Source organism: Blastococcus sp. SYSU DS1024, assembly GCF_054050795.1.
Genome location: NZ_JBJHAA010000021.1, coordinates 12391 through 24736 on the forward strand (window position 1 = coordinate 12391; position 12346 = coordinate 24736).

At 73.4% G+C, this 12346-nt stretch carries 10 protein-coding genes; 4 read left to right on the forward strand and 6 right to left on the reverse strand.

Annotation, left to right across the window (positions count from 1 at the left end; genetic code table 11):
• Nucleotides 1–36: 36 nt before the first annotated feature.
• A complete protein-coding gene (locus ACI79S_RS16920; RefSeq protein WP_456594605.1) occupies nucleotides 37–1320 on the forward strand; it encodes a nicotinate phosphoribosyltransferase in 1284 nt (427 codons plus the stop codon).
• A gap of 17 nt (nucleotides 1321–1337) precedes the next feature.
• Nucleotides 1338–1910 (forward strand): isochorismatase family protein, encoded by a 573-nt coding sequence (locus tag ACI79S_RS16925; RefSeq protein WP_456594606.1) that lies wholly within the window; start codon nucleotides 1338–1340, stop codon nucleotides 1908–1910.
• Nucleotides 1911–2035: 125 nt separating this feature from the next.
• Here ACI79S_RS16925 and serB read toward each other — a convergent pair whose 3' ends face one another.
• The 4 genes from serB to ACI79S_RS16945 all read right to left on the reverse strand — a co-directional run bounded on the left by serB (nucleotide 2036) and on the right by ACI79S_RS16945 (nucleotide 6648).
• Nucleotides 2036–3298 (reverse strand): phosphoserine phosphatase SerB, encoded by a 1263-nt coding sequence (serB, locus tag ACI79S_RS16930; protein WP_456594607.1) that lies wholly within the window; start codon nucleotides 3296–3298, stop codon nucleotides 2036–2038.
• 164 nt (nucleotides 3299–3462) lie between these two features.
• The gene (gene ctaD, locus ACI79S_RS16935; protein WP_456594608.1) at nucleotides 3463–5220 is read right to left on the reverse strand and encodes an aa3-type cytochrome oxidase subunit I; all 1758 of its coding nucleotides are present in this window, start codon (nucleotides 5218–5220) and stop codon (nucleotides 3463–3465) included.
• Between the two features lie 64 nt (nucleotides 5221–5284).
• Nucleotides 5285–6127, reverse strand: a complete 843-nt coding sequence (locus tag ACI79S_RS16940) for a putative RNA methyltransferase (RefSeq protein ID WP_456594658.1) — start codon at nucleotides 6125–6127, stop codon at nucleotides 5285–5287.
• A gap of 11 nt (nucleotides 6128–6138) precedes the next feature.
• Nucleotides 6139–6648 carry a metallophosphoesterase family protein gene (locus ACI79S_RS16945; protein ID WP_456594609.1) on the reverse strand — a complete coding sequence of 170 codons (510 nt, stop codon included), beginning with the start codon at nucleotides 6646–6648 and terminating at the stop codon, nucleotides 6139–6141.
• A 76-nt stretch (nucleotides 6649–6724) separates the two neighbouring features.
• Here ACI79S_RS16945 and ACI79S_RS16950 point away from each other — a divergent pair, with 76 nt between their 5' ends.
• Nucleotides 6725–8320 carry an MFS transporter gene (locus ACI79S_RS16950; protein ID WP_456594610.1) on the forward strand — a complete coding sequence of 532 codons (1596 nt, stop codon included), beginning with the start codon at nucleotides 6725–6727 and terminating at the stop codon, nucleotides 8318–8320.
• 49 nt (nucleotides 8321–8369) lie between these two features.
• Here the strand turns inward: ACI79S_RS16950 and ACI79S_RS16955 are convergent, their stop codons facing one another.
• On the reverse strand, nucleotides 8370–9329 hold the full coding sequence (locus ACI79S_RS16955) for a cytochrome c oxidase assembly protein (protein ID WP_456594611.1): 960 nt from the start codon (nucleotides 9327–9329) through the stop codon (nucleotides 8370–8372).
• A gap of 146 nt (nucleotides 9330–9475) precedes the next feature.
• Entirely contained in the window at nucleotides 9476–10861 is a 1386-nt protein-coding gene (locus ACI79S_RS16960) for a M23 family metallopeptidase (protein WP_456594612.1), read from the reverse strand.
• A gap of 277 nt (nucleotides 10862–11138) precedes the next feature.
• Between ACI79S_RS16960 and ACI79S_RS16965 the strand changes: the two genes are divergently transcribed.
• Complete coding sequence (locus ACI79S_RS16965; protein WP_456594613.1) at nucleotides 11139–12320, forward strand: zinc-dependent alcohol dehydrogenase; 1182 nt, start codon at nucleotides 11139–11141, stop codon at nucleotides 12318–12320.
• Nucleotides 12321–12346 lie beyond the last annotated feature (26 nt).

The following is a 12346-nucleotide window of genomic DNA, read 5'->3' on the forward strand; positions in this document are numbered from 1 at the left end:
GGCCCCGTGATGGGGGTCGGCCTACGCTCCGGAGCCATGCCGACGGCTCCCGCGCTGCTCACCGACCGCTACGAGCTGACGATGCTCGCCGCCGCGCTCGCCGACGGCACGGCGGGCCGTGACTGCGTGTTCGAGGTGTTCGCCCGCCGGCTGCCCCACGGCCGCCGCTACGGGGTGCTGGCGGGCACCGGCCGGCTGCTCGAAGCGCTGCCGCACTTCCGGTTCGGCGACGAGGAGCTCGCGACCCTGCGGGCCCAGGGGCTGACCGACCAGCGGCTGCTGGACTGGCTGGCCGACTTCCGGTTCCGCGGGGACATCGACGGCTACGCCGAGGGCGAGCTGTTCTTCCCCGGCTCGCCGGTGCTCACCGTGCGTGCGCCGTTCGGCGAAGGCGTCCTCCTGGAGACCCTGGCCCTGTCCATCCTCAACCACGATTCGGCGATCGCCTCGGCGGCAGCCCGCATGGTGGCGGCGGCCTGTGAACGGCCCTGCATCGAGATGGGCTCGCGCCGCACCCACGAGCAGGCCGCGGTCGCCGCGGCCCGCGCGGCCCACCTGGTCGGCTTCGCGTCCAGCTCGAACCTGGAGGCCGGCCGGCGCTACGGCGTCCCGACCACCGGCACCAGCGCCCACGCGTTCACGCTGCTCCACGACGACGAGCGGGCGGCCTTCCGCGCCCAGGTGGAGACGCTCGGGGTCGGCACGACGCTGCTCGTCGACACCTACGACGTCGAGCAGGGCATCCGGACGGCGATCGAGGTGGCCGGCCCGGAGCTGGGCGCCATCCGGCTGGACTCCGGCGACCTGCCCACGCTCGCCACCCGTGCCCGCCAGCTGCTCGACGAGCTCGGCGCCACCCGCACCCGTGTGATCGTCACCAGCGATCTCGACGAGTACGCGATCGCGGGGCTGATGGCCGCACCCGTCGACGGCTACGGGGTGGGCACCTCGCTGGTCACCGGCTCGGGAGCGCCGACGGCCGGGATGGTCTACAAGCTGGTGGAGCGCGACGGCGTCCCGGTCGCGAAGCGCTCGGAGGGCAAGAACTCGGTCGGCGGGCGCAAGCACGCCGTCCGCCGGCACGGGGCCGACGGCACCGCGGTCGCCGAGGTGGTCAGCAGCGCACCGGTCGGGCCGCGCGACGGTGACCGCGACCTGGTGGTCCCGCTGGTGCGCGGCGGCGCGGTGTGCGCCGACGTCTCCCCGGTCGAGGCGCTGCGGCTCGCCCGCGAGCACCACGCGCGCGTGCGGGAGGCGCTACCCACCGAGGCATGGGCGCTGTCGCGCGGGGAACCGGTCCTGGAGACCGTCACCGCCTGACCCGGGAGGAGCAGCCCATGACCCGCGCGCTGATCGTGGTGGACGTGCAGAACGACTTCTGCGAGGGCGGCAGCCTCGCGGTCGCCGGTGGTGCCGCCGTGGCGGCCGGCATCACCGAGCACCTGCGGACGGCGAGCGCCGGGTACGCCCACGTCGTCGCGACCCGCGACCACCACATCGACCCCGGCGACCACTTCGCCGAGCACCCGGACTTCCTGGAGACCTGGCCGCCGCACTGCGTGGTCGGTACCGACGGCGTCGAGCTGCACCCGGCGCTGGACCGCGCACCGCTCGAGGCGGTCTTCGACAAGGGCGAGTACGCCGCCGCCTACTCCGGCTTCGAGGGCAGCGCCGACGGTGTGGGCCTGGCCGACTGGCTGCGCGAGCGCGGGGTCGACGCGGTCGACGTCGTCGGCATCGCCACCGACCACTGCGTGCGCGCCACCGCGCTCGACGCCGTGGCGGCCGGGTTCGGCACCCGCGTGCTCCTGCCGCTCACCGCGGGCGTCTCCGAAGCGACGACCGAGGCTGCGCTGGACCAGCTGCGCACCGCCGGCGTCGAGCTGGAAGGCTCCGTCCACCAGGGCTGAGCCGGTGGCGCCGCCGTCCTCCCTCAGCTCACGGCGTCCTCCCTCAGCGCAGACGGTGAGGGAGGAGGCGCGACGATCAGGTTCCCTGATCATCGCCGCGGAGGCGGGTGACCAGGCGGCGGGCGCTACACCGCGTCCGAGACCTCGTCGCGGGTGAAGCCGAGCACCTGCAGCACCGCGTCGAGGTACGGCTGGTTGAGCGCCGTGTGCGCCTGCTCGCGCACGAACGGTTTGGCGTTGAAGGCGATGCCCAGGCCGGCGGTGTTGAGCATGTCCAGGTCGTTGGCGCCGTCGCCGACCGCCACCGTCTGGTCCAGCGGGATGCCGTACTCCCCGGCGAAGCGGATCAGGGCCCGGGCCTTCCCCGGCCGGTCGACGATCTCCCCGACCAGCCCACCGGTGAGGCGGCCGTCGAGGACCTCCAGGGTGTTGGCGGCGGCGAAGTCCAGCCCGAGGCTCTCCGCCAGCGGGTCGGTGATCTGGGTGAACCCGCCGCTGACGATGCCGCAGCGGAAGCCGAGGCGCTGGAGCGTGCGGATGAGCGTGCGCGCCCCGGGTGTGAGCACCAGGTGCTCGCGCACCTCGTCGAGCACCTCTTCGGGCAGGCCGGCCAGCACGGCGACCCGTGCCCGCAGCGACTCGGCGAAGTCCAGCTCGCCGTTCATGGCCGCGGCGGTGATGCGGGCCACCTCCGCCGCCCGCCCGGCGCGCGCGGCCAGCTCGTCGATCACCTCGCCGCGCACCAGGGTGGAGTCGACGTCCAGCACGATCAGCCGCTTGCTGCGCCGGGCGATCCCGACCTGCTCGACCGCGATGTCGGCACCGGTGGACGCCGCGACCGAGGCGAGCGCGGTACGCAGCGCCGTGGCCTCCGCCCCGGAGACGGTCAGCTCGAAGCTGGTGACCGGGTGATCGGAGAGCCGGCGGATCGCGTCGATGTTGCCACCGATGCCCGCCACGGCCCGCGCGGCGCCGGCCACGGCCTCCGGCGGCACCGGCCGCCCGAGCACGATGACGTGGTGCGGACGCCCCTGCACGGGGGGCGCGTCGGGTCCGCTGGCCGACTCCACCGCCACCCGGACGCCCACGGCGGTCTCGACGTCGCCCGCCACCCGCCGGAGGTGGTCGAGCAGCTCCGCCTCGCCCGCCGCCGGTCGCTGGTCCTCGGCGAGGGCACCCACCACGACGCCGAGGACCAGGTGGCCGTGCACGACGACCTGCTCGACGTCGAGGACCTCCACCGCCGGGCGCCCGTCCGGGTCCGCGGCCAGCGCCGCGAAGAGGTGGGCGGTCACCCCCGGGCGGTCCGCCCCGGTGACGGTGAGCAGCGCCCGCGCCGCGGTGGGATCGGGCACGGGCAGCTGGCGGGGCGTCGGGTCGAGCGGCACGCGGTCATCGTGCCGCACGTCGACCTGGGCACCGTCCGGCCCCCTGACCGGCCGGTTGCCGCGATGCCGGTCGGTGCGGCCGCCGGCCGGATCGGGCACCCGTGGACGACGGACGCCCCGCCGGCCAGTGGCCGACGGGGCGTCCGTGAGGTCGTGCTCCTTGCTCAGGTCGGGTCGGGGTCCTTCGGGCCCTGCCGCGGACCGGTGCCCTCGAGCACCTCGCTGACGCCGCCGTACGGCTCGTGGCGCTTGCCGACGTGGGCCTCGGCCTGCAGCCGCTCGACGAGGTGCGGGTAGTGCGCCTCGAACGCGGGGCGCTCCGAGCGGATCCGGGGGATCTCCACAAAGTTGTGCCGCGGCGGCGGGGACGAGGTGGCCCACTCCAGGCTGTTCCCGTGGCCCCACGGGTCGTCCCGCAGCGCGAGCTCGCCGTACTTCCAGGACTTGACCACGTTGTAGATGAAGGGGATCACCGAGGCGCCGAGGATGAACGAACCGATCGTGGAGACGGTGTTCAGCGTGGTGAAGGCGTCGGTCTCCAGGTAGTCCACGTACCGGCGCGGCATGCCCTCGTTGCCCAGCCAGTGCTGCACCAGGAACGTGGCGTGGAAGCCGATGAAGGTCAGCCAGAACTGCAGCTTGCCCAGCCGCTCGTCCATCATCCGGCCGCACATCTTCGGGAACCAGAAGTAGATGCCGGCGTAGGCGGCGAACACCACGGTGCCGAAGACGACGTAGTGGAAGTGGGCGACGACGAAGTAGCTGTCGTTGACGTGCCAGTCCAACGGCGGGCTGGCCAGCAGCACGCCGGTCAGACCACCGAGGAGGAAGGTGATCATGAAGCCGATCGAGAACAGCATCGGCGTCTCGAAGGTCATCTGACCCCGCCACATGGTGCCGATCCAGTTGAAGAACTTGATGCCGGTCGGCACGGCGATGAGGTAGGTCAGGAACGCGAAGAACGGCAGGAGCACCGCACCGGTCGCGTACATGTGGTGCGCCCACACCGCCAGCGACAGCGCGCCGATCGCGACGGTGGCGAAGACCATGCCCTTGTAGCCGAACAATGGCTTGCGGGCGAACACCGGGATGACCTCGGTGACGATGCCGAAGAACGGCAGCGCGATGATGTAGACCTCGGGGTGGCCGAAGAACCAGAACAGGTGCTGCCACAGCATCGGGCCACCGTTCTCGTCCGAGTAGATGAGAGAGCCGAGGTTGCGGTCGGCCAGCATGCCCATGATCGCGGCGGTGAGGATCGGGAACGCCAGCAGGATCAGCATGCTGGTGACCAGCGTGTTCCAGGTGAAGATCGGCATCCGGAACAGCGTCATGCCCGGGGCCCGCAGGCAGACGATCGTGGCGATGAAGTTGACGCCACCGAGGATGGTGCCCAGGCCGCTGACCGCCAGGCCGGCGAACCACATGTTCGCGCCCGCGCCCGGGGAGTTCACCACGTTCGACAGCGGCGCGTAGGCGTACCAGCCGAAGTCCGCCGCCCCACCGGGGGTGAGGAAGCCCCCCACCACGATCAGGCTGCCGAACAGGAACAGCCAGTAGGAGAAGGCGTTCAGGCGGGGGAACGCGACGTCCGGCGCCCCGATCTGCAGCGGCATGATCAGGTTCGCGAACGCGAAGAACAGCGGCGTCGCGAACATCAGCAGCATGATCGTGCCGTGCATCGTGACCAGCTGGTTGTACTGCTCGGGGGACAGGAACTGCAGCCCCGGCCGCCCCAGCTCACCACGCATCAGCAGCGCCATGAGGCCACCCAGCACGAAGAACGTGAACGAGGTGGTCAGGTACATCAGGCCGATGGTCTTGTGGTCGGTGGTCCGCAGCAGGTTCGAGAGCCGCGAGCCCTTCTCGACCACGTGAGCCGGGCTGGGCCGGCTCACGATGGGCGCCGGTGCAATCGTCACGGCTGGCAGCTTAGACCGTGCGATACGGCGCCTCAGGTCGGGCGGGCAGGGCGCGCCGCGTGGATCATCCGGGCCGCCGGTAGGTGGCGACGTCGACCGAGATCGTGACCGGCACGGCGGCCGGCAACCGCGCCAGCGAGGCCGCGAGAGCGGCGGCCGTGAGGTGCCGGGCGTGCGGCCCCATGCCCACCAGCGTCGCCACCGCGGGATGGTCCAGCACCAGGGTCTGGCGGTGGCGGTGCGCGTCCTCGCGCGCCAGGTGCGGCTCCAGCGTCGCGCTGAGCCGCTCGGCCTTGCCGGGGTCGACCCGGAGCAGGCCCAGCGGCCCGACGAGCTCGGCGAGGTGGTCGCGGCCGGGCGTCACCACGACCAGCCGCCCCTCCGCGCGCAGCACCCGGGCGATCTCGGGCCCGTTGCGCGGGGCGAAGACGACCAGCACCCGGTCCACCGCCGCGTCGCGCACCGGCAGCCGGGCCCAGGTGTCCCCGACCACGGCGACCGCGCGCGGGTGGGCCTTCGCCGCCCGGCGGGCGGCGTAGCGCGAGGCGTCGAGCACCACGCCGGTGGCGTCCGGGAGGACGTCGAGCAGCCGGGCCAGGTGGTGGCCGGTGCCGCCACCCAGGTCGAGCAGGCTCGCGGGCTCCCCCGGCCGGCGGACGGCCGCGGCCAGGGCCGCGGTCACGCCGTCGTAGTGGCCCGCGGACAGGAAGGTCACCCGGTCGGCGACCATCTCGGCGGAGTCGCCGGTCGGCGGGCGGCGCCCCGGGGGCAGCAGCGTGAGGTGCCCCTGCCGCGCGCGGTCGACACGGTGCCCCTCGGCGCAGCGCAGCCCCGAGCCGTCCGGCTCCGCGGTGAACGGCGCGGCGCACACGGGGCAGGCGAGCAGGGCGACCGCGCGGGGGTCCAGCGGTCCGGCGCTCACCGCCGCGGGGGCACCGCGTGGAAGGTCACGTCCCGCAGCCGCCCGGCGTCGGCCAGCGCGGTGACGAACGTCCCGTGCGGCTGGCGGCGCCGGTCCGTGGGCGAGCCCGGGTTCACCAGCCGCAGCCCGGAGGCCGCCGTGGTGTCCCAGGGGATGTGGCTGTGCCCGAAGACCAGCACGTCGACGTCGGGGAACCGGGCCGCGCACCGCGCCTCGCGCCCCTTCGCGTCACCGGTCTCGTGGACGACGGCGAAGCGGACGCCCTCGATCTCCGCGCGGGCCACCTCCGGCAGCCGCTCGCGCAGCGCCCCGTGGTCGTTGTTGCCGTGCACCGCGACCAGGCGGCGCGCCCGCTGCTCGAGCGCGTCGAGCATGGCGACGTCGACCCAGTCACCGGCGTGCACCACCACGTCGGCGGCATCGATCGCCGACCACAGGTCGAGAGGTAGCTCACGCGCGCGCTTGGGGACGTGCGTATCTGCGGTGAACACCAGCGAAACAGGCACGACGACATCGTTGCAGGCCGCTACGGTCCCTCCCGGCCGGCGATCCGGCCCGTTCCGCACGACCCGAGGACTTCCCGTGACCGAACCCCTCCCCTCCCCTGCCGCGACCGGCGCGACGACCTCCGCCGACGAGCCCTACGAGAAGCGCTGGCTGGCCCTCGGCGTCATCGCCATGACCGTCCTGCTGGTCATCCTCGACGCCACCATCGTCAACATCGCCCTCCCGGCGGTCACCGCCGACCTCGGCATCAGCGCCGCCAGCCAGCAGTGGATCGTCACCGCCTACACCCTCACGTTCGGCGGCTTCCTGCTGCTCGGCGGCCGGATCGCCGACTTCTGGGGCCGCAAGCGCACCTACCTGGTCGGCGCCGCCGGTTTCGCCGTCGCCTCCGCGCTCGGTGGCATCGCCCAGAACGAGGCGATGCTCTTCGGCGCCCGCGCGCTCCAGGGCGTGTTCGGTGCGCTGCTGGCCCCGGCCTCGCTCGCGCTGCTGACCGTCCTGTTCACCGACCCCCGGGAGCGGGCCAAGGCCTTCGGCGTCTACGGCGCCATCGCCGGCGGCGGCTCCGCCGTCGGCCTCCTCCTCGGTGGGGTGCTCACCGAGTACGCCGACTGGCGCTGGTGCTTCTGGGTGAACCTGCCCGTCGCCCTGCTGGCCATCGTGCTGGCCATCCCGATCGTCCCGGAGAGCAAGGCCCCCGGCGACACCAGCTACGACATCCCCGGTGCCGTGCTGGTCACCCTCGGTCTCGGCTCGATCGTCTACGGCTTCACCCGGGTCGCCGAGGCCTCGCAGACCAACGCGGCCGAGGCGGCTGTGGCGAACGCCGCGGCCGCCGCGCAGGGCGGCCCCGTCGTGACGCCGGACAGCGGCTGGACCGACGGGCTCGCGTGGCTGTTCATCGTCGCCGGGCTCGTCCTGGTGGCGCTGTTCGTGCTGCTCGAGCTGCGCACCCGCAACCCGCTGCTGCCGATGCGGATCGTGCTGGACCGCAACCGCGGTGGGGCCTACCTGACCTCGACGCTGGTCGGCGCCGGTCTCATCGGGGCGTTCTTCTTCCTGAGCCTGTACTTCCAGCAGGTGCTCGGCTACGAGCCGGTGGTGGCGGGCCTCGCCTCGCTGCCCACCACCCTCGGCGTCTTCATCTCCGCGGGTGCGTCCAGCACGTTGCTGCCGCGCGTCGGCCCGAAGCCGCTCATGGTGCTCGGTGGCGTGCTGGCCGCCGCCGGTCTCTTCACCCTGTCGTTCGTCGGCCTGGACAGCGGGTTCTGGGCGTTGCCGTTCCCCGGCCAGCTGCTGCTGGGCCTCGGCCTCGGGTTCACCTTCGTGCCGCTGTCCAACCTGGCGCTCGTCGGCGCCGGTCAGCACGACGCCGGCGCGGCCAGCGCGATGCTGAACGCCACGCAGCAGGTGGGTGCCTCGATCGGCACCGCGGTGCTCGCCTCGCTCTCGGTGGCCGCGATCAGCGCCTACACCGCCGATGCGCTCGCCTCGGGCGGCGACCCGCAGAACCCGGTGCTCGGGCTGATGGCCCAGGTGGAGGGCTACACCACCGCCTTCCGGTGGGCGGCCGCGCTGCTGGTGCTCGGGGCGCTGGTGTCGGCCTTCGTGATCAAGGCGACCAAGGAGGACCTGCCGGCCGAGGGCGACGCCGTCGTCCACGTCGGCTGATCAGGACCCGCTGCCCCCGCGCCCGTGCGGCGCGGGGACAGCGGCTCCGTCAGCTCTGCTGGTCGGCGAGCGCCCGGAGCCGCGCGTTGTAGGCGGCCCGCTCGGCATCGCCGTCACGGTCGGCCGCGCGGTCGAGCGTGCGGGCCCGGCGGTCGTCCGAGCGGGACCAGGAGAAGAAGACGACGGCGAGCACCAGGACGGTGGGCAGCTCCCCGAAGGCCCAGACGATCCCGCCGGCCACCGCCTGGTCGGTGAGCGGGTCGACGCCCCACCCGGCCGGCGGGTCGGCGAAGGTGTCGACGACGAGCGAGCCGGCCATCATGATCGCCACGCCGAAGAAGGCGTGGAACGGCACGGGCAGGAACAGCTCGAGCATCCGCCCCGGGTGGCTGAGCGTCCGCGGCCACGGATCCTGGGCGACGATCGGACCGAAGAACAGCAGCCCGGTGACGACGAAGTGGGCGAGCATGAACTGGTGCCCCACGGGATTCGACATGAGCCAGTCGAACAGCGGGGTGAAGTAGACGCCGTAGAGGCTGGCGATGAACAGCGGCACGCTGAACAGCGGGTGGGCCACGACACGGGCGAACCGGCTGTGCAACGCCTCCAGGAGCAGTGCCCGCGGGGCGCCTGCCGGCCCGCGCCCGCGCGGGAGGGTGCGCAGCGCCAGCGTCACGGGGGCGGCGAGCAGCAGGAGCAGCGGCGTGATGAGCGACAGCACCATGTGCTGGGTCATGTGGACGCTGAAGATCACCATGCTGTAGCCGTTGAGCCAGGTGCCGGTCACGGCGAACAGCGACGCGGTGCCGGCGACCCAGGCGATCGTCCGCCACCACGGCCAGCTGACCCCGGACCGGCGCAGGCGGACCACCGCGGCCAGGTAGGCGACGAGCCCGACGATGCTGAGCACCGCGAGCACCGACCAGGCGTCCAGGTGCGGGAGGAACATCCGCCCCCAGGTCGGCGGGTCCTCCGGGACCCACATGCCCGAGTGGTGCCCGTGCTCCACCGCGATCTCCTCCTACCGGCCGGTCGTGCGACCCCCACTGTCCCACTGCGCGCCGCGCACTTCCCCGGAGGGACGGCGGAGCTCCCGCACGACGACGCCCCCGGCCGGGGAGCTCCGGCAGGGGGCGTCGTCGGTCGTGGCGCGGGTCAGATCTGGACGCCGCGCTCCCGGAGCCAGGGCAGCGGGTCGACCGGCTGGCCGCCGATGCCGCCGACGTGCACCTCGAAGTGCAGGTGCGGGCCGGTGGACTGACCGCGGTTGCCGAGCAGCGCGATGGTGTCGCCCGCGCGGACCACCTGGCCGGGCGTCACCAGGATCTCGTCCATGTGGCCGTAGACGGTGACGTCGCCGTTGCCGTGCTGGATGTACACCACCAGCCCGTAGCCGCTGGCCGGGCCGGCCTCGAGCACGACGCCGTCCATCACTGCGTACTCGGGCGTGCGCATGGGCGCGGCCAGGTCGATGCCCGCGTGCAGCGTGCCCCAGCGGGCCCCGAAGCCGCTGGTCAGCCGGCCGCCCTCGACCGGGAGCACCGCCGTGGGGCGGGCGGCCTCGGCAGCGGCGCGGTCGGCCTCCTCCTGGGCGATCCGGTCGGCCTCCGCCTGGGCGTTCGCGGCGGCGGTGCGCTCGGTGTCGCGGGCGCTGCGGCTGGCGACCACCTCGCGCAGCCGGGAGGTGTCGTCCTCGTCGACGCGTGGCGCCGCGGCGGAGCCGTCGATGCCGAGCTTCTCGGCCACGCTGACCGACTGGCTGACCGTCTCGGTCGCGACCTCCGTCGGGCCGACGACCGAGGCGCCGCTGAGGCTGAGCGCGCCGACGAGGGCCGCGGCGAGGTAGAGCGCGGGGCGGCGCCGCATCGCCGGCGGACGGCGGTCCAGCCAGCGGCGCCCGCCGGTGGCGACGGCCGCGACGATCTCGGCCGCATCGGCGTCCGGGGTGTCGACGACCCGGACGACCGGCTCGAGAACCGGCGCCAGGGCGGACCGTTCCGGCTGCGCCGGGGCGTCCTTCACGACGACGACGGCATCGGGGGCGACCACCGGCGCGTCGGCCAGGGCGGCGACGTCGGTGAGCGGCTCCAGGGCCGCGAGGTCGACGGCGGACCGCTTGTAGGGGGTGGGTCGGTGCCGCACCGGCGTCTGGGCGGCCGGCGTCGCGACCGGGTCGGCCGTCCCGTCCGGCAGCCCGGACGCGCACGGGGCCGGGGCCTCAGGGCGGCGCGGCTTCGCGGTCTTCCGGGCGGCGGCAGCGGCGCGCGCCGTGGCCGCCTTCCGGGTCGCCGCTGCGGCGGTGGCCGCCGTCGCGCCGGCGGCCTTGACCGTGGCGGCGCGGGCGCGCCCGCGGGTGGTCGGATCGATCGTCCGGCGGGCCCCCGCCCCGGGCGCCTTCCCCTGGCGCTGCGGCGGAACCGTGGACGCGGCCTTCTCCTCGATCGCCCCGCTGGTGGGGCGGGCCGGGGCGGGCGTGGCGTCGACCGTTCCGGCCGGCACCGCAGCCCCCTCGGGGAGGCGGTCGTGGTGGAGCGAACTCATGCACCTGACTTCCGTCGGCGGACATTGCACTGCGGCTCCCGGGGAGAGGAGCGGGGCCCATGTAAACACGGCGTGATGGATTCGTGATCTGACGACCGGGGTACTGACCTGCAGTTCTGTGAACCGGGTCACCGCAATGTGGGGCGCTCTCTCACCGCTGCGTGACGGTCTTCATACACATCGTAAGGAACACGCCGTAGATGGTTGAGAGTGGCGCGATCCGGCTCACGTACGGGCAGGAGCCCGTTTTCCGCAGCCCGATCGAGGGAGAAGTCGTATGCGCGCAGTGACCTGGCACGGCCGGGGAGACGTCCGGGTGGAGACCGTTCCCGACCCCACGATCCAGGAGCAGACCGACGTCATCGTCGAGATCACCTCCAGCGGCATCTGCGGGTCCGATCTGCACCTCATCGAGGTCATGGCACCGTTCATGTCGGTGGGTGACGTGATGGGCCACGAGCCCATGGGGATCGTCCGCGAGGTCGGACGCGACGTGACCGCGGTGAAGCCCGGCGACCGCGTCGTGGTCCCGTTCAACATCTCGTGCGGCACCTGCTGGATGTGCTCCGAGGGCCTCCACTCCCAGTGCGAGACCACGCAGAACCGCGAGCAGGGCATGGGCGCCTCGCTGTTCGGCTACACCAAGCTCTACGGGCAGGTGCCCGGCGGGCAGGCCGAGTACCTGCGGGTGCCCTTCGGCAACACGCTGCCGATCAAGGTGCCCGACGCCCCGCTGGACGACCGGTTCGTCTACCTCTCCGACGTGCTGCCCACGGCCTGGCAAGCCGTGCAGTACGCCGGCATCCCGCAGGGCGGCAGCGTGCTGGTGCTGGGCCTCGGCCCGATCGGCGACATGGCCACGCGCATCGCCAAGCACCTCGGCGCGGGGCAGGTCATCGCCTCCGACGTCGTGCCCGAGCGCCTGGCCCGGGCCCGGCGCAACGGCATCACCGTCATCGACTCCACCGAGCAGGCCGAGGTCGTCGCCCAGGTTCGCGACCTGACCGACGGTCGTGGTCCAGACTCGGTGATCGACGCCGTCGGCATGGAGGCGCACGGCTCGCCGCTGGCGACCATGGCGCAGAAGGCCAGCGCGCTCGTGCCCGACGCGATCATGGAGAAGGTCATGACCGTGGCCGGCATCGACCGGCTGGCCGCCCTGAACACCGCCATCGAGGCGGTCCGCCGCGGCGGCACCATCTCGCTGTCGGGGGTCTACGGCGGCGCCACCGACCCGTTGCCGCTCATGCGCATGTTCGACAAGCAGATCCAGCTGCGCATGGGTCAGGCCAACGTGTGGCGCTGGGTGCCCGACATCCTGCCGCTGCTGGTCGACGGGGACCCGCTGGGTGTCGACGAGTTCGCCACCCACCGGGTGCCGCTCGAGCAGGCGCCGGAGGCCTACGCGAACTTCCGGCAGAAGAAGGACGGCGCGGTCAAGGTGCTCCTGCAGCCCTGACCGACGTGCTCCAGCCCTGACCGACG

What these genes read in the sequence shown, in the direction of transcription:
- ACI79S_RS16920 (WP_456594605.1), top strand. Translation starts at nt 37, where the DNA reads ATGCCGACGGCTCCCGCGCTGCTCACCGACCGCTACGAGCTGACGATG.
- ACI79S_RS16925 (WP_456594606.1), top strand. Translation starts at nt 1,338, where the DNA reads ATGACCCGCGCGCTGATCGTGGTGGACGTGCAGAACGACTTCTGCGAG.
- ACI79S_RS16960 (WP_456594612.1), bottom strand. Translation starts at nt 10,861, where the DNA reads ATGAGTTCGCTCCACCACGACCGCCTCCCCGAGGGGGCTGCGGTGCCG.
- ACI79S_RS16965 (WP_456594613.1), top strand. Translation starts at nt 11,139, where the DNA reads ATGCGCGCAGTGACCTGGCACGGCCGGGGAGACGTCCGGGTGGAGACC.